Raw genomic sequence first — 16,866 nt, 5'->3', positions numbered from 1 at the left:
CGTCCGCACTTATGCATTGATCTGATAGATAAGCGCTTTCAAGGTGTGTCTTCAAGGATTTCTTGAGAAAGTCGCAATGGTGGCGGAGCGCCGCGTGCGCGTCGCTCCAGCGAGACAAATTGCATCGGATCAGGATGATGCGTGCCGTTTCTGCCAATCCGACGAGAATTCAGCACAGCAGGCGATTGCCTCCCTGCCCAGTTAAGTACTTTGGGGCACTGTCATGTCCCGCGGACGGGACCATCCGCCGTCGCTCCCAAATACTTTCGCTCAGTCGGGTCGCGAGTCGAGGAAGGCCCGCGCCTTTGCCACGAAACCATCCGGGGAGGAGAGGGGAGGGAAATGGCCGGCTGCTTCGACGACGTCGAACGATGCGTTCGGAAGCGCGTGTGTCGCGGCCTCGACCACGGCGGGATCCCACATGAAATCCTGATCCCCCGCCAGACACAGGCAGGGGCATGCGATGCTGGCGAGGCGCGGACCGCCCTGCCAATCGAGCAGCGCTTCGGTCAGCGCTGCATAGGCATCGGGGTCATTTGCCAGGAAGTCGCCTTCATATTCCGATCGGGCAACCGCGAACGGCAGCGCTATTCCTTCGGGAAATGACAGTTCGGCGCTCGTGCGGGAGGCAACACGCATGCCACCCGCGCGAATGTCGCTTGCGCGCTGTCCGGCATAGAGGCGGGTCTTTTCAGGGATGTCGGGCGATACCGAGCAGAGCAACAGCGAGCGCACCAGCGCCGGCGCCTGAAGGGCGACCTCAAGCGCGACGATCGATCCCATCGCGCATCCCATGATATCGATGCTGTCGATCTCCTGCCGAGTGAGGAAGCGCTGCACGTCATCGGCTATGTTGGCCATGCTGTAGGGTTGGCACGGCTTTTCCGAACGTCCGGTTCCGCGGATGTCGAGGAGGAGGAGACGATGGTCCTGGGCCAGGGCGCCGACAACGTGCCGCCAGGTTCGTGTGCTGCCGCCCAGTTCCGCCAGGCACAATATGGGGCGGCCGACGCCATGCTCTTCATAATGCAGGCAGATATCGCCGAGATCTAAGTGAGGCATCCAGTCTCCATCAAGTCGTTCGATGGCCAAGGGCCGCCGAGAATGAACCGGCTGTACAGTTCGCGCGGCGTGCGGACGGTAAATGCCAACAGCCGTGACATGTCAGTTGCCGGACTTCAACATGTCCAGCGCGACGTCGACGATCATGTCCTCCTGCCCGCCGACCATCTTGCAGCGGCCGACCTCGGCCAGGATGGAACGGGTATCGAGGCCATAGTCGAGCGCGGCCTTTTCCGCATGACGAAGGAAGCTGGAATAGACGCCGGCATAGCCAAGGGTCAGCGTTTCGCGATCGACCCGCACAGGGCGGTCCTGCAGCGGCCTGACAAGATCTTCCGCTGCGTCCATCAGCGCATAAAGGTCGCACCCATGATTCCATCCGTAGCGATCGGCAGCGGCGATGAAAACCTCCAGCGGCGCGTTGCCGGCCCCAGCGCCCATGCCGGCGAGGCTCGCATCGACACGTATTGCGCCATTCTGCACGGCGACGATCGAGTTGGCGACGCCCAGCGAGAGATTGTGGTGCGCGTGGACGCCGCGCTGGGTCTCCGGCTTCAGGACATGATCATAGGCCTGCAGGCGAGCGGCATATTCGTCCATGTTCATCGCGCCGCCACTGTCGGTGACGTAGACGCAATGCGCGCCATAGGTTTCCATGAGCTTGGCCTGCGTCGCCAGCGCATCCGGCGTGGTCATGTGGCTCATCATCAGGAAGCCGGAGACGTCCATACCCAAAGCGCGGGCCGCCTCGATATGCTGCTTGGAAACGTCGGCTTCGGTGCAGTGCGTGGCGATGCGGACCGAGCGCACGCCCATCTCATAGGCATGTTTGAGGTCATGCACCGTTCCGATACCCGGCAGCAGCAGCGTGGTGAGCACTGAATGTTCCAGAACCTCGGCTACCGCGCCGATCCAGTCCCAATCGGTGAAGGCGCCGAAGCCATAGTTGAAGGAAGAGCCTTGCAGCCCATCGCCATGCGCCACCTCAATGGCGTCGACTTTTGCTGCATCCAGTGCCTTGGCGATGGCGCGAACATGATCAAGACCATATTGATGGCGGATCGCATGCATCCCGTCACGCAGCGTCACATCCTGGATGTACAATTTGGTCTGATGGGGATCAAAGGTCATAGCGCCATCCTTTTGGCCATCTTCTCGGCGGTCTTCAGAGCTGCGGACGTCATGATGTCGAGATTGCCGGCATAGGCGGGCAGGTAGTGCGCCGCGCCTTCGACCTCCAGGAAGACCGAGACCTTGAGCCCGGTGAAGTCCGAGGTTCCCGTAGAGGCCATTTCGGGAATGTGCAGCGGACGATTGGAACCGATATGCTCGAACTGTACCGACTGCTTCAACCGATAACCTGGAACATAGCTTTGCACTTCGGCTACCATGTCGTCGATGGAGCGACGGATCGCATCCTGGTCCGCCTCATCGCACAGGCAATAGACGGTATCACGCATGATGAGTGGCGGTTCGGCCGGGTTCAGAATGATGATCGCCTTGCCGCGGGTAGCTCCGCCTACGGCGACGATGGCCTGGCTGGTCGTTTCGGTGAATTCATCGATATTGGCACGGGTTCCGGGGCCCGCGCTTTTTGAACTGATGGAAGCGACGATCTCGCCATAATGCACCTTGGCCACTCGATTGACCGCGGCCACGATGGGAATTGTTGCCTGGCCACCACAAGTGACCATATTGACGTTCGCCGCGTCCAGGTTGGCATCGCCGTTTACCGGCGGGATCGTGTAGGGACCGATAGCGGCCGGTGTCAGATCGATCATCCGCTTGCCCGCAGCCAGTACCGCCTGGCTGTGGCGCTGGTGCGCACCGGCGCTGGTGGCGTCGAACACGATCTGGATGTCCTTGAACTGGGGCATGGCGAGCAGCCCGTCGAGGCCCTCATATGTGGTCGGAACACCCAGCCGGTGCGCCCGCGCGAGCCCGTCCGACGCCGGATCGATGCCGACCATCGCCCCCATCTCCAGCGTATCCGACAGGCGCATTACCTTGATCATCAGATCGGTACCGATATTGCCCGATCCGATGATGGCAACCTTCACCCTGGCCATGAATCAAGCCTCTCCATATCTAAAACTGCATGTCCCGATGCCGCCCACCACGGCACGCACCTGATCGCCCGGATGGATGGCTACCATGGGTCCGAGTGCGCCCGCCAACAGCACGTCGCCAGCCTTCAGCGGCTCACCGCGCTCTGCCAGCGTCCGCGCAAGCCATGCCGCTGCATTCAAAGGATGTCCAAGCGCCGCCGCGCCCGCGCCCAGGGATGCGATCGTCCCATTAATCTCCATCACCATCCCGGCAGACCACAGATCAAGGCCGGGCAAGGAGTGCCCTTCTTCCGCCAGAACGAAAAAGGCGGAGGAGCCGTTGTCCGCCACGGTATCGGCGAAGGTGATTTTCCAGTCGGCGATCCGGCTGTCCACGATCTCGATGGCGGCATGTACCGTCGCCACTGCCGCCGCCGTCTCTTCAGCCGTCGTCTGTGTGGAAGGCAGATCCGTGCCCAGCACGAACGCGATCTCCGCTTCCGCCTTCGGCTGAAGGCAGGCACCGGGGTCGAGCCTGCCGCCGTCGGCGATCCGCATATCATCGAACAGCACGCCAAAGTCGGGTTGATCGACGCCTAGCTGTGTCTGAACGGCCTTGGCCGTCAACCCAGCCTTGCGCCCCACGATCCGGCGTCCCTGCGATTCCCAGTAGCGCGTGTTGATCGTCTGTACGGCATAGGCACCCGCCATATCGAGCGGGTCCAGGCCGTCGCGCAGCGGTGGCACAGCACCGGAACGATAAGCCTCGCGCAGGCGGCTGGCGAGTTCGTCGTGAGTAGTCGCAGTCATAGCATCTCCCGCAACTGATCGATGGTTTCGGCCCGAAACGCCACTTCCGTATGGATCGCACCAGACGCGACAGCGCCTGCCATCGGGGTCGGTCCTTCAGCCACCCTGATGAACGGGAATCCCGATTTCCAGACCATCCAGCTCAGGCTGAACGATGATCTGGCAACTCAGGCGCGAATTGGGCTGACGTTCTGCCGCGAAATCGAGCAGTGCGTCCTCCTCCTCGGATGGGGCTGGCACGAGCCCGACCCAAGCTTCGCCCAGATATACGTGGCAGGTGGCGCAGGAGAGCTGACCGCCGCAATCGGCGTCAATCCCTGCAATTCCTGCCGTTACCGCCCCTTCCATGACAGAGATGCCATCGTCGATCGCGACGTCCGTTTCCTGCCCCGCCGGATCGACAAATCGTACCAGAACCATTTTATCTTCCTTTGCGCCCGCTTCCTCTCAGGCCGCGTGCTTATGCTCGCTTTCCAATATCCGCATGATCTGCTCACGCTGTTCGCGAGGCGTGCCAAGCAACTCGGCGTTGGCGCGCGCCCGCTTGTAGTAGAGGTGGTTCCGCATTTCCCAGGTGAAGCCGATGGCCCCGAACACTTGAATATTGCAGGCGGTGGCAGCGCGATACTGCTCGCTGGCATAGCTTTGTGCAATGGCTGCGGCCTTGCTGGCGTCGGCGGTACCCTCGCTTAACGCCCATGCGGCATATTGCACCCCGGCAGTGGCGCATTCGTTACCGCCGGCGACTTCGGCCAGGTCATGCTTGATCGACTGGTAAGAGCCGATGGGGCGGCCGAAGGCGATACGCTCCTTCGCGTAGGCCACGGCGTCGTCAAGCACCTGTTCGGCACCTGCGGCGCTTTCCGCAGCGAGAATGAGGTAGAGCCGGTCGCGGATCCACGACCAGCTGTCGCCATCGGCCTGAGGCAGCCGCTCGGCCGGCACGTCCTTGAATGAAATGCGGCTCACATGGCGGGTGATATCGCGCCAGTCGAGGCGCTCCATCGCCAGGCCCTGGGCCTTGGCATCCACGATGAAGAAGCCGGGCGTGCCTTCGACGTCCGCCATGACCACGATCTTGTCTGCATCGGCTGCCTCGACGACGAACGACTTTTCCCCGCTGATCGTCCAGCCGTCCCCCGCCTTCGAAGCGTTGGCGCCATGTGACAGACCGTTTACGTCGCCATTCGGGTCCGCGACTGCCAGCGCGAGTGAAAGCTCGCCTGCGGCCACCTGCGGCAGCAGTGCCTGCTTCTGTTCTTCGCTGCCGCAGCGTTCGACGGCCCAGGCGCCCGCCAGCGTCCCGAAAAGAGCCGACGGCGCGAGGGTGCGGCCCGTTTCACCGACAATCATGACAAGGTCGATATAGGTCAGGCCCAATCCGCCATAAGCTTCCGGGATGACGATGCCGGTCCAGCCAAGCTTCCGGATTTCATCCCAGAGGCCATCGCGCGCGACAGGCTGCTCATTTGCCTCCGGTTTGAGATAAGGGTCGAGCCTGACTTCCTTCGAGAGGAAGGCGCGCGCATTATCCCTGAGAGCGATATGCTCTTCGCTGAGGGTGAAATTCATTGGATAAGTTCCCCGGTCGAGGGCCGATGTCCTGGCGTTTGCAGGGGCGTGGACATCGGCGCGATGGATGTTTCAGGCCGCCAGTTGCGGGCGCCCGATTTCACTGAACGGCAACTTTGCCGACGGATCGATGTCGCGCGGTAGGCCAAGGATACGCTCCGCGACCGTGTTCTTGAGGATTTCCGTCGTGCCGATACCGATCGTGCCAGCCGGTCCGAACCAGTAGCAATAGTCCCAGCTGTTGAACAAGCCATAGTCCTGCTTGGGCAGGGGCAGTTCATCCTCGTCGCGCAGCATCCCGGCTATACCCTCTGTCCGTTTGGCCAGATCCGAGAGGCGCTGGCCGTGAGGCGAGGCAATCATCTTGCCAAGGTTGGCCTCAAGGCCGGGCGGATTGCCGTTGATCCGGTTACTGAGGTTGCGATCGGCCAGCAGACGGAGCAGTTCGCCCTCGACATAGAGTTTCGCGGCTTCGTCACGAACGAGCGGATCATTGATCTTGCGCGTCTCGATCAGGCCGGAAACAAGCTCCCGCGCGGTTGGGCCAAAACCCCATACCGCGCCCGGTTTCACCATGCCCATCCGCTCGGTCTGCAACTGTTCGAGAACAATCCGCCAACCCTGGCCTTCCTCGCCGAGCCGGTTGCTGACGGGCACGCGGACATCGGTTAGAAACACCTCGTTGAATTCAGGTGCATGACCGGACATGTCGAGTATCGGGCGTACCTCAACGCCCGGGTCCTTCATGTCGATGAGGAAGACAGTCAGGCCGCGATGCTTCGGTACCGTGGGGTCGGTCCTTGCGATAACAACGCCTACCTGCGAAATATGAGCGTTCGAATTCCAGATTTTCTGGCCGTTGATGATGTAATGATCACCCTCCAGCCGCGCTGAAGTGCGCAGGCCGCCCAGGTCCGACCCACTGGACGGTTCTGAAAACAGCATGCACCAGGTGTCGCGACAGGCAAGCGCTGGCGGTAGGAACTTCTGCTGCATCTCTTCAGTGCCGTACACCAACAGCGACTGGCCACATTGGTTCACGCCGATCGGATTGAGGGTATGAGGATGCGTGATTCCGGCGCGCTTGATCTCCTGTTCGATGATCAGCTGCGTTTCAGGATCCGCCGAGAGGCCCCATGGCGCCGGCCAGTGCGGAACGGTGTAGCCCTTCTGCGCCAGTTCCTCATAGGTTACGTTAGGGTGCGCTTCGAGCCACTTGCGCACCTCCAAGCGGCGGGGATCATCGTCGGCGGGAAGATTGAAGTCCATACTCACTCTCCATAGCAATGGCCGGCGCGATGCCCGGTGCCTTGTAATTCCATAATCATGGCAGTTTGCCATTCGTTCGCCCTGAACCCGCTGGTTCGAGACTGAATGACAGAATATAAAGCATACGTTCTATCTGTTCGAAGCTCGCCCTGGCTGTCAAGCTGAAACTTCGCCGGCTTTGGGTCTCGTGGGTGTGGACCATGGCCGGGTGGCAAGGTGAGATCGGTTGATCGGATCGGTCGTTCGGGCGGTTTGGGAATGCGCTACACTCTGCTATATTCCCATGTCGAGCGTGATGCGAAGCGGGCTGACGCTTCTCTCCGGACGGCTCCAGGAATTCGGCTCCGTTCGTTCCCATGGCTGAGCTTGGAGAAAAGCAAGATCGTCTACAACATCAACATAGGTCATATGCTTTAACAAAGCCACTGCAACGAGGATGGTGAACGGTTCAGTCCAGCAGGCTGCCAAGGGATCGATTGCCTGGGAAATCTTGATGCGGGGGTGTTTGCCAGCGAACGGAAATCCGATCGCCATTCTTGAGGCCGCGGAGAGGCTGGAACCCCTAGGTATCCTAGGGCTGTGCTCGGCGTCATCGGAAAAACGCGGCACGATTTTCGCCGGCATCGCACAGGCGCGTGACCTTATGTGCAGGATTAAGATCCCGGCCCCGCTCGGCGACCACTGACGGCAGGCCTCAAGCCTAAAGCGGAGCCGTGCACTCGCCGTGGCTCCGGCGGGCGCACGGCCTGCAATCTGTACGGTTTAGGGCCTCGATACGAGGAAGGCCTTGGTCGAGTTGAAAATCCACGTTTCAACGAAGCCGATCTCGTCGGGTCGGCCGCGACCCAGTTCGTTCAAGGCGCCGACGAGGCAGAACCAGTTGAGGACTTCCTGCTGCCCGCTATCTTCGATTGCGGAGGCTGGATAGTCGCGCCAGGAGGCATAGTCACCGCTCGCCATCGGCTCGAAAAGGGAACGATCAGCTTCGATGTCCGGCCACAGATAGTGATTCTTCTTGGTCAGAAAGGCGTGCGACCAGCTCGACGATGCGATGATGGCAACCCGATATTTGGATTGCGACAGAATGCGCGCCGTCGCGGCTCCCATGTCGAACAGCCTGGCCGGGATGGGGGCCGGCGGATCGAGATCCGCTTCTGTAAGTTCCTTCGTGAAAGAGGGCAGGCCGCCCTTCTGGCAGATGACGTGTCGGCCATAGCAGTTGATGGAGACCGGCAGGATCGGGTAATTGAAGCCCTTGCGGTCATAGTCCAGATAGAAGATCGCATTCGTGAATGCGTGGCCGAGCGGATGATGCAGCGGCTTGTATGAATAGGCACTGTCGAACCCGGCTGAAATCAGTTCGCTGACCAGATGCTTGCCTGCCTCCGTCACGCCGGGCAACACGAATTCCTTGTCGACGGGCTCTCCCCAGATATTGTTCGGAAAGTTGTGAAAACGGAATTCGGGGTGCGCATTCACGCAATAGGGCGGGACGACATCTTCGCGGAAATTCTCATATTGATCGTCGCCCCACAAAAGGACGAAGTCGGGATGGAAGTCATCCAGAGCCTGTCGCGCTTTGCGGGTCCAGTCGACCATTTTCTCGCGATGGAGGGCTGCTGCCGCCTCGCCTTCGTCGTCGCCCCATTCCTCTTGCATGGCCGCTGGCCATCCGGCCGCGCTCTTGAGCGGCTCAGGCAGCTTTGGATTGGTCATCATTTGCTTGAGCAGTCCTGACATGTTCTTGTCGGGCCACAGCAGCATCGGATAGTGGCTGATGCCCAGCGCTAGAATTTCGGCCATGCGTCTTGTTCCTTCCATAGGTCTGTTCGGTTCAACTGGATAAGCGGATCACGCCTGAATCATGGGGTGCAGCCTTCCCGTCCTGGCCAAGGCCGATCTCTGCCGGCAAAGCTTCATCGCGCAGGATGATATGTTACATTTAGTCAAACGTTTTACATTATCTAATGAAGAGCGATTTGCTTGCCAACACGATTCTGTATCGGGCTTGTGGCGGTGCCCATCGAAGGAGCGGGCATAGGGATCCGTCCTCCGGTTCGCGGCCTTAAGTGCAGCGGCAACCGCTGCAATGCAGGTGTGGAGATGCTGTCTCAGGCCGCCGGCAGGGCCGCCATTGCGAGGGTACGCCGGGCGCCTTCCAGGTGCAACCGTTCGACCATTTGGCCGTCAACCTGTATCGCGCCCTTGGCCAGGTTTTCAGGGGCGTCGAATGCGGCGATAATATGTTGCGCCCGCGCAATCGCGGCATCATCGGGCGTGAACGCCCGGTGACAGACGGCGATCTGGCGAGGGTGCACCAGGGTCTTGCCGTCGAACCCGAACAGAACCGCCTGTCGCGCTTGAGCTTCAAGACCCGCTTCATCGTCGAGATGATTATATACGCCATCGAGGATCGACAGGCCATGCGCGCGTGCCGCCGCGACGGCGAGGCCAAGCGCGCCTGTGAATGCTGTGCGCATAGTGTCGAGCGTGGCGCCGGTTTCTCTCGCGAGGTCGTTGGTGCCCATGACGAAGGCGCGCAGGCGCGTGGATTCGGCGGTCGCCGCTATGCTTTCGAGTCTGAACAGCGCTAGTGGTGTCTCGATCATCGCCCATAGGTCGACATCGTGACCCTCGAGCAGTGTTGCATATCGAACAATGTCCTCGGCCGTGCTGACCTTGGGTATCAGGATAGCGTCAGCGCCGGCTGGTCCGATCGCGCGCAGATCCGCTGCGCCCCATTCGGTCTGAAGGCCGTTCACGCGCACGATGAGCTCACGCGGCCCGAAGCCGCCTTCTGCAAGTGCGGCGACAGCCTGTTCGCGGGCAAGATGTTTGACATCTGCGGCGACGGCATCCTCAAGATCCAGGATGACCACGTCGCAATCGAGCGTGCGCGCCTTTGCGATGGCCTTGGCATTGGACGCGGGCAGATAGAGGGCGCTTCGACGAGCCATTATGGTCATGCAGACCTCCGTTACTGGGCTGTTTGATTGCGTCGCGCTATTGCAGCGGGTCGGATTCCTACGGCGCGATTGCGGCCAGGCTCTTGATCAGGGCGGCGCGGGTATGCCGTGAGAAGCGCAGCGCTGAAGAGGGCAGCGCATGACCCTTTCGCGTAAGAATGCCCAGCGCACGGGTGAGTGGCGGAGAGCCGATCGGCAGGGCTTCAATGTCCCTGTCCAATCGATCCGGCAGTGCGAGCCGGGGGATTACCGCCGCCCCGACCTCGGCCCGCACCATGGCGACGGCCGTATGGATGTGGCGCACCTCCGTCCGCGATTGAAGCTGGAGTTGGTGCGACTGCATGGCCTGTTCCAGCTCCGATTGCAGCAGCACCGATCCTGACAATGTTATGAGCGGCAGTGTCGCCAGATGCATGAGGCTCATAGCCTCGCCAGTGGGCGCGCTCAGCTTGCGCGAGATGACAATGCACAGGGGCTCGGCGACGGCTGGGGCGAAGCTGATTCCTGAAGGCGTGGGCGATGGGCACGGCGCAATGCCGATATCCACGCGCTGCTCGGATAGGGCTGTAACGACCTCCGGCGAGGTAAGCTCCTCGACATCGATCCGTAGGGTGGGATCATATTGCCGGAACGAGGCGATGATCGCCGGCAGGCGGCTGCCGGATATCGAAGGCACGCAGCCGATCACCAAGCGTCCCTGCCGCATCGTGGAGATGCTGCGGACCGTCGACAAGCCGTCGGCAATCTCCGCGAAGCCGCTCTCCACGCGTTTCAACAAGGCTGCCCCAGCCTCCGTCAGGGCGACCTTTCGCGTTGTCCGTTCCAGAAGGCTGACCCCGAGCTGCCGTTCGAGTTCGCGCACCTGCATGCTGAGCGTCGCCTGGGATCGGCCGACTTCCGCCGTTGCGCGAACGAACGAACAATGCCGCCCCACGGCAAAAAAGGCACGCAAGAGATTAAGGTTCAAACGGGTCAGTTCCTGATCCATGCTTTGATCTTAGAGCCTCAACGGTTCGCTGGGAAGGCGATCAGCCGCCGGATATCGATGGCTTCCTGATTCCCAGATTGTCGCGAAGCGTGATGCCTTGATGATCCTTGCGGAACAGGCCACGGCGTTGCAACTCGGGTACGACGAGGCGGACGAAATCCTCATAGTTGCCGGGAGCATAGCCCGCCGCAAGCACGAAGCCATCACAGGCGGAACCGAACCACTCTTCCATCTGGTCGGCAACCTGCTTTGGCGATCCAACGAAGGTGGGAAACTCTGCGAGCGTGCCGCGCTGCGTAAAGCGCACGAAGTCGGCCGGCGTGGGATTGGTGCGCCCGCTCAAACGGACGACACGGTCGCGGAACGCCTGTATGCCGGATATTGCGTCCATCTCCTCGCTCGTGAACGGTTCATCATAGCCCTTCGTCGAGAAATCGAAATTGAGCACCTCGGACAACAGCACCAATCCGTCGATCGGCTTGGTGAGGCCGTCGATCAGCGCCTTCTTATCCTCCGCCTGCGCCTGCGTCTCGCCGACGATGGCGTAGACGGCGGGCGTGATCCTGACCGAATCCCTGCCGCGCCCGATCTGGTCCAGCAGGTCCTTGAATTCGCCATAGGACCGGCGTCCCACCTCCAGGTTCGGATAGATGACGAAAACGAGCTCGCCCCACTTCGCCGCGAAGGCGCGGCCGCGCCCACTCTGTCCCGCCTGGATCAGGACCGGCTCGCCCTGCGGCGAACGGGGGACCGTGAAGGGCCCGCGAGACTTGAACCATTCCCCGGCATGTTCCAGGCGGCGGACCTTGCCCGGATCAGCGAACAGGCCGCGCTCCTTGTCGATTACCAACGCATCGTCATCCCAACTGCGCCAGTGTCCCTGCACTACTTCCAGAAATTCCTCGGCGCGATCGTAGCGCAGATCGTGAGAGAGCGCTGCATCACGGCCGAAATTGGCTGCTTCTGAATCATTGAGGGACGTCACGACGTTCCAGGCCGCCCTTCCGCCCGTCAGCTGATCGAGCGTGGCAAAGGTCCGCGCCACATGGATGGGCTCGTAATATGTCGTGGAATAGGTAACTCCGATCCCAAGATGGCGCGTTACATGACCCAGCGCGCTGGCGCACAGCATCGGATCGAGCTTCACCGCACGGATACCCTGCTCCACGGTCATGCGATAGTCGTCGCCGAAGACGTCCGGGATCGCGAGCCGATCATCAAAGAAGGCGAGGTGGAATTTCCCTTCCTCCAAGGTGCGGCCGATGCGCTGATAATATTCCGGCTGCAGGAAGTCGGCGGCCGCCGCCGGATGCCTCCACGACGCGGGAAGATTCGAGCAGTTTTGCGCTTGAAGGAATGCGACAAGCGCCATCTGACGATCTTGGGTCATGAACACCTCTTCCCCTTGAAAATCTGCCGCATGCCCCAAGGCCTGTGCCTTCGCCCATGCTCATTGCCATGCACCGCTTGTCTCTGAACCGAGGGCGCCGCGACGCTTCTCAGATCGATCGCCGTCTGACGGCGGCCATCTGACTTTCTGCCGAAAGGCATGGCTACGAAACTACGAAAGACGGTTTGATTATTAGAGATATTCGATAAATCTACATCGGTGCGCGTTGTCACGAGAAGTAGGCTGCGGCGGCGCCATGGCGATCAGATAAAACAATTGATTATCAAGAAAATTGAATATTAGTTTTCCCGTGACCGATGATGGAACATCGTCTTATATGCAATATATGAGGTCGACGCGAGATCATGACATCTAAGATTAGATCGATCGTTCTAGGAGAATAGCTTCGTGTCATGGACTGAAGCCAGCCTGAAGCTGGAGAGCGATATGCCGGCCGCAGGCAGTGAGGAAACCCCCATGAAAGGAGCAGGGATCACTGTCGCCCTGCTGACGCTGCTTTATGCGGTTTCTTACGTCGATCGCAGCATCCTGGCGCTTTTGGCCTTGCCTGTATCCCAGTCGCTCGCCCTGGATGATCGGCAGTTGGCGCTCCTGCTGGGCGTTGGCTTTGCACTGTTCTACGCCGTGGGTGGCCTTGTTCTCGCGCATTTCGTTGATACGCGCAACCGACGCATCGTGGTGACCGCCGGAGTGGTCGTCTGGAGCCTCTCGACGATCCTGTCGGGCTTTGCGAACGGCTTTTGGATGATGTTGATCCTGCGCAGCGGCGTTGCCCTTGGCGAAGCGGTGCTGACACCCGCGGCGATCTCCCTCATCGCAGATCTCTATCCCCGGCACAGAAGGGGCATGCCCGTGGCGATCTTTGCCTCCGTCGCCGGTGTCATGGCGATCGGTTCATATGCCGTGGGCGCGGCGGCGATGGACCTGGCGGCCCGGGTGAGCGGCCATACCGGTCTTGACGCCTGGCGGATGACCTTCATCTTCGTGGGCCTGCCTGGGTTGCTGCTTGCGGCGATATTCGTACTGAGCGCCACAGTGCCGGCGCGGCGTGAGGCTCGGAACCCGTCGGTCGCCGATGCCGACATACGCGTTGTGTTCACCTATCTGCGCACGCGTTTCGGCTTCTTCGGACCGCTGCTGTCGCTCACTGGCCTGAACAGCCTGTACAGTCTCGCGATCATCGCCTGGCTTCCCGCACTGCTGGCGCGTGAGCAGGGGTTAAGCCCATCCAGCGCCGGCTATCTGATCGGCCTTGTCGGCGTGCCAGCCGGCCTCGTCGGCAATTTCTTCTGGCAATGGATTGCCACCCGAAAGCAGTTGGCGGACCCGACGGGCGGCATCGTACGTACCTTCAGGCTTCCTGCCTTGGTCGCGGCGCCCGCCTTTGCCGCGGGGCTGATGATGGATTCGCTTGTACCGCTGCTTTGTGGCTTCGGGGTCGGGATGTTCTTCAGTACCGCTTTCTCGGTGGTTTCGCCGCTGAGCATCCAGCTTTTCGGTCCCCCGCAGATGCGTGGCCGTGTGAGCAGCATATACCTGCTGATCGTGGCTGTGCTCGGCTATGGGCTGGCGCCGCTCGCTGCGGTGGAACTCGGCGCGGCCGTGGCAGGGGAGGGGCATGGGCTGCGGGAGGGATTGGTGATCCTGTCGCTCCTGGTCTGGCCAGTCCTGATCTGGATGTCCTTCCGCGTCGCCGGCAAGACCCACCTCGTCCAGATCCAATGATCCGCGGCGCCAGCCGTTGCGCCGCACCGACTCTCGAAATCGGGTTCAATATGGCTAGTTCAAGGGAGACAGGAATGGCCAAGGTCGTTCGTATCCATGAGTTCGGCGATCCCGCCGTGCTGCATATCGAAGACATGGAGGTCGCGGCGCCGGGAGAGGGCGAGGTGCGAATCGCGGTGGAGGCGATCGGCATCAATCGCCTGGAAGCGACGATCAGGAGCGGGCAATCACCAATGAAGCCGCCGCTCCCCGCGATCCTTGGCACCGAAGCCGTCGGCCGCATCGCCGCTGCCGGCAAGGGTGTGACGGGCTGGCCAGTGGGAACGCGAGTAGCGACGCTTTCGGCCGCTTCAGGAACCTATGGTACCTATGCGAGCGAAATTCTCTACTCAGCCGCCGGTCTTGTCAGGCTGCCCGATGTGCTGGATTCCGTCGACTGGGCGGCGAGCTGGGTTGCCTTCCTCACTGCGTGGGGCGGCCTTCGAGACAGCGGCGGGCTGAAGGCGGGGCAGACCGTCATAATCACTGCGGCATCGTCGGCGATCGGAGTTGCGGCAATGCAGATCGCGCGCAACCTGGGTGCCAATGTGATCGCAACGACGCGTACGCCGGCGAAGATCGACCAGCTAGCCAATTTTGGACCGCATCATATATTGATCACTGAGGACAACGACGTCGTCGGCGAGATCCGTCGGATCACGGGTGGTCGTGGCGCCGACCTGATCTTCGATCCGATCGCAGGCGCTTTCGCCGAACTGTTGATGGACAGCCTGGCGGAGGAGGGGACGCTGATATTGTACGGCGGCTTGTCGCGGGAGCCCACCACCTTTCCCCGGCCCCTCGCAATGCGTCGCTGCCTGACGATGCGCGGCTTCAACATGTTTTCACTGCTGAGCGATGAGGACCGCGGGCCTGCGGCGATCGAAGCCCTGCGGGCCGGGATCGTCAGCGGCGCCTATCGCATGCCGGTCGCTCATCGCTTCCCACTGGAGAACATTGCTGACGCGCACCGCGCAGTGGAAAGGGACGCGCATGTCGGCAAGGTGGTTGTTACGGTGCAAGACCCGGACGAATGGCCGAGTGGATAAGCGCAAGCACGATGCTGCGCCGCTCAGCTTCGCGTTCTTCATATGTGAATGCCGGGCAGCGCATGAGCAGCGGTCCACCGCCGCCACCGACCGAGGGAAAGATCATTAAGGTGAATGGGAATATTTCGTGCAACGAGGCAGTCGCAAAGGTCGCTGATCCTGAACGCGGACTACGGCCTGGCTCGGTGCGCCGCACCAGCTCACTGCAAAGTCTGTGGAGTCTGGGTAACGAGCAGATCGTGACAATTGTCGGCCGTGCGCGTGATGTCAAACAGTCGCCGGGTCAGCAAGCCGCCATTGTTGCCGAAGATCACCTTGAGGCAAAGCTCGGCCTTGACGGCCGACTGGTTTCGCTCGACGGCAGTCGCTGCCAGCTTCAATTGGGTGGCTTCGCCGGCCTGAAGCCCGGCGGAGAGATGCGAAAGGCGATGTCCAACGTCCTGTCTGACGAGGCAATGAACGCGACCTGCCTCCACCGGCTCCTTGACGATCTTGCCGGGGCCGCGTTCATGGCTTTCGCCGCCTGGCATGGGTGGGAAGGTGGCCTGAATTCCTATGTCGAACGAACCGGCATGCCCTCTCCGGCCGACCGCGATGTAACGGACGTCTGCATCAGCTACGTTCCTGGATCACCTTCGATCAGGGCCGATGGTCGCGGCAGAGAGGAAATCGCCAGGCAGCCGGAAGGACCGCTGTCGGCTGCGTTCACCAACACGCAGGCCTTTCACGCGGTGGCGAAGCACGATGGTCCGGACGAATGGAGGCTACGGCGCACCGATGTCTGGCAGGACGGCAATGCGCTCTTCGTCGATGCCTGGTTCCAGGACAGCTGCGCCATCTTCGGGAATCCAGACAAGCGACGAATATTCCATGAATATGGTTTATTGGCCAAGGTTGATGCCGAAGCGCTCACGCTGGAGTCGGTTGATGTCACGCCGCACGTCTTGCCCTATCTGACATGTGAGGCGGCTCCTGCCACGGCTGCAATGCTGCTCGGCCACCATGTTGCGGAATTGCGCAAACAGGTGCCGGCGCAGCTGCGTGGCCCATCGGGCTGCACACATCTCAATGACATGCTGAGGTCGCTGCTCGATGTCGTGTCGCTGGCGAGGCAGGTCCGAGGGAGGATTTCATGAAAATGGACTATCAGGATCAGCTTGTCGTCGTCACGGGAGGCGCTTCCGGTATCGGATTTGCGACAGTTCAGGAGTTTTCATCGCGCGGTGCAAGATGCGCGCTGATCGATCGGAACGGTGAGGCCGCAAGAGAAGCAGCCGAACGAATCTCAGCGCAAGGTGGATGTGCCAAGGCTTATATGCTGGATGTGGCCGATCGCGACGCATCGCGTGATGTCGCCGCAGCCGTCCGCCGGGAAATGGGTGACGCATCGGCGCTTGTAAACAACGCTGGTGTGGCTGGTCTCGCGAGTTTTGGCAGTCCAGAGTCAGCGATCGAATGGGATCGATCAATTTCGGTCAACTTGACGGGATCTTACAACATGACCGTTGCATTCCTGGAAGCCCTGAAAAATACGAAGGGGGCGATCGTCAATATATCTTCGATCGCTGGCCTCGGCAGCGGTTTCAGCAATGCCGGCTACGGCAGTTCAAAAGGGGGCGTGAAAGCGTTCACCCAGGCCTTGTGCCGTGAGCTGTCATCCTTTGGGATACGCACAAATGCCGTCGCGCCTGGTTACACCGAGACACCTCTGGTCAAATCCGCGTCTGAGACACTTCAATCCTGGCTGGATACTCATTGCCCCATGAAGCGGCTGGGGCGACCGGAGGAAGTCGCAAAGGTTATTGCGTTTCTCTGCTCGAGCGATGCCAGCTTCGTCAATGGCGTCACTATTCCGGTCGATGGTGGCTACATGGTCGTGTAGGGTTTTTGTCGGTCAACCCGGTGCTTCGTGCGCATTGAAGTGGTT

General features: G+C 60.9%; 16 protein-coding genes. 4 read left to right on the top strand and 12 right to left on the bottom strand.

The window, feature by feature from the left end; genetic code table 11:
- Positions 1-270: 270 nt before the first annotated feature.
- The 12 genes from MRBLSP13_RS00845 to MRBLSP13_RS00790 all read right to left on the bottom strand — a co-directional run bounded on the left by MRBLSP13_RS00845 (position 271) and on the right by MRBLSP13_RS00790 (position 12,105).
- Complete coding sequence (locus MRBLSP13_RS00845) at positions 271-1,062, bottom strand: alpha/beta fold hydrolase (RefSeq protein WP_363736074.1); 792 nt, start codon at positions 1,060-1,062, stop codon at positions 271-273.
- A gap of 102 nt (positions 1,063-1,164) precedes the next feature.
- The gene (gene dmpG, locus MRBLSP13_RS00840) at positions 1,165-2,193 is read right to left on the bottom strand and encodes a 4-hydroxy-2-oxovalerate aldolase (RefSeq protein ID WP_363736073.1); all 1,029 of its coding nucleotides are present in this window, start codon (positions 2,191-2,193) and stop codon (positions 1,165-1,167) included.
- A complete protein-coding gene (locus tag MRBLSP13_RS00835) occupies positions 2,190-3,131 on the bottom strand; it encodes an acetaldehyde dehydrogenase (acetylating) (protein WP_363736072.1) in 942 nt (313 codons plus the stop codon). The genes dmpG and MRBLSP13_RS00835 overlap by 4 nt, the downstream gene beginning before the upstream one ends.
- A gap of 3 nt (positions 3,132-3,134) precedes the next feature.
- Entirely contained in the window at positions 3,135-3,920 is a 786-nt protein-coding gene (locus tag MRBLSP13_RS00830) for a 2-keto-4-pentenoate hydratase (RefSeq protein ID WP_363736071.1), read from the bottom strand.
- Positions 3,921-4,016: 96 nt separating this feature from the next.
- Positions 4,017-4,340, bottom strand: coding sequence for a 2Fe-2S iron-sulfur cluster-binding protein (locus MRBLSP13_RS00825; protein ID WP_363736070.1), 324 nt, complete (start codon positions 4,338-4,340; stop codon positions 4,017-4,019).
- Positions 4,341-4,367: 27 nt separating this feature from the next.
- Positions 4,368-5,492, bottom strand: coding sequence for an acyl-CoA dehydrogenase family protein (locus MRBLSP13_RS00820; RefSeq protein WP_363736069.1), 1,125 nt, complete (start codon positions 5,490-5,492; stop codon positions 4,368-4,370).
- A 72-nt stretch (positions 5,493-5,564) separates the two neighbouring features.
- Positions 5,565-6,761: an acyl-CoA dehydrogenase family protein gene (locus tag MRBLSP13_RS00815; RefSeq protein WP_363736068.1), complete on the bottom strand. Its 1,197-nt coding sequence runs from the start codon at positions 6,759-6,761 to the stop codon at positions 5,565-5,567.
- 273 nt (positions 6,762-7,034) lie between these two features.
- Positions 7,035-7,295 (bottom strand): hypothetical protein, encoded by a 261-nt coding sequence (locus tag MRBLSP13_RS00810; protein WP_363736067.1) that lies wholly within the window; start codon positions 7,293-7,295, stop codon positions 7,035-7,037.
- Between the two features lie 228 nt (positions 7,296-7,523).
- Complete coding sequence (locus MRBLSP13_RS00805) at positions 7,524-8,564, bottom strand: hypothetical protein (protein WP_363736066.1); 1,041 nt, start codon at positions 8,562-8,564, stop codon at positions 7,524-7,526.
- Between the two features lie 308 nt (positions 8,565-8,872).
- Positions 8,873-9,727, bottom strand: coding sequence for an HpcH/HpaI aldolase/citrate lyase family protein (locus MRBLSP13_RS00800; protein WP_363736065.1), 855 nt, complete (start codon positions 9,725-9,727; stop codon positions 8,873-8,875).
- Positions 9,728-9,785: 58 nt separating this feature from the next.
- The gene (locus MRBLSP13_RS00795) at positions 9,786-10,715 is read right to left on the bottom strand and encodes a LysR family transcriptional regulator (RefSeq protein ID WP_363736064.1); all 930 of its coding nucleotides are present in this window, start codon (positions 10,713-10,715) and stop codon (positions 9,786-9,788) included.
- Between the two features lie 40 nt (positions 10,716-10,755).
- Positions 10,756-12,105 carry an LLM class flavin-dependent oxidoreductase gene (locus tag MRBLSP13_RS00790; RefSeq protein WP_363736063.1) on the bottom strand — a complete coding sequence of 450 codons (1,350 nt, stop codon included), beginning with the start codon at positions 12,103-12,105 and terminating at the stop codon, positions 10,756-10,758.
- A gap of 408 nt (positions 12,106-12,513) precedes the next feature.
- Between MRBLSP13_RS00790 and MRBLSP13_RS00785 the strand changes: the two genes are divergently transcribed.
- The 4 genes from MRBLSP13_RS00785 to MRBLSP13_RS00770 all read left to right on the top strand — a co-directional run bounded on the left by MRBLSP13_RS00785 (position 12,514) and on the right by MRBLSP13_RS00770 (position 16,821).
- A complete protein-coding gene (locus MRBLSP13_RS00785; protein WP_363736062.1) occupies positions 12,514-13,851 on the top strand; it encodes an MFS transporter in 1,338 nt (445 codons plus the stop codon).
- Positions 13,852-13,925: 74 nt separating this feature from the next.
- Positions 13,926-14,939, top strand: a complete 1,014-nt coding sequence (locus MRBLSP13_RS00780) for a zinc-dependent alcohol dehydrogenase family protein (RefSeq protein WP_363752111.1) — start codon at positions 13,926-13,928, stop codon at positions 14,937-14,939.
- Positions 14,924-16,075 (top strand): DUF2889 domain-containing protein, encoded by a 1,152-nt coding sequence (locus MRBLSP13_RS00775; protein ID WP_363736060.1) that lies wholly within the window; start codon positions 14,924-14,926, stop codon positions 16,073-16,075. The genes MRBLSP13_RS00780 and MRBLSP13_RS00775 overlap by 16 nt, the downstream gene beginning before the upstream one ends.
- The gene (locus tag MRBLSP13_RS00770; RefSeq protein WP_363736059.1) at positions 16,072-16,821 is read left to right on the top strand and encodes an SDR family NAD(P)-dependent oxidoreductase; all 750 of its coding nucleotides are present in this window, start codon (positions 16,072-16,074) and stop codon (positions 16,819-16,821) included. Before MRBLSP13_RS00775 ends, MRBLSP13_RS00770 begins: the two co-directional genes overlap by 4 nt.
- The last annotated feature ends 45 nt before the right edge of the window (positions 16,822-16,866 follow it).

It is taken from the genome of Sphingobium sp. LSP13-1-1.1, assembly GCF_040676415.1.
Taxonomy (GTDB): Bacteria; Pseudomonadota; Alphaproteobacteria; order Sphingomonadales; family Sphingomonadaceae; genus Sphingobium.
The sequence above is the reverse complement of the archived record's forward strand: the minus strand, read 5'-3'. Positions and strand labels throughout refer to the sequence as shown.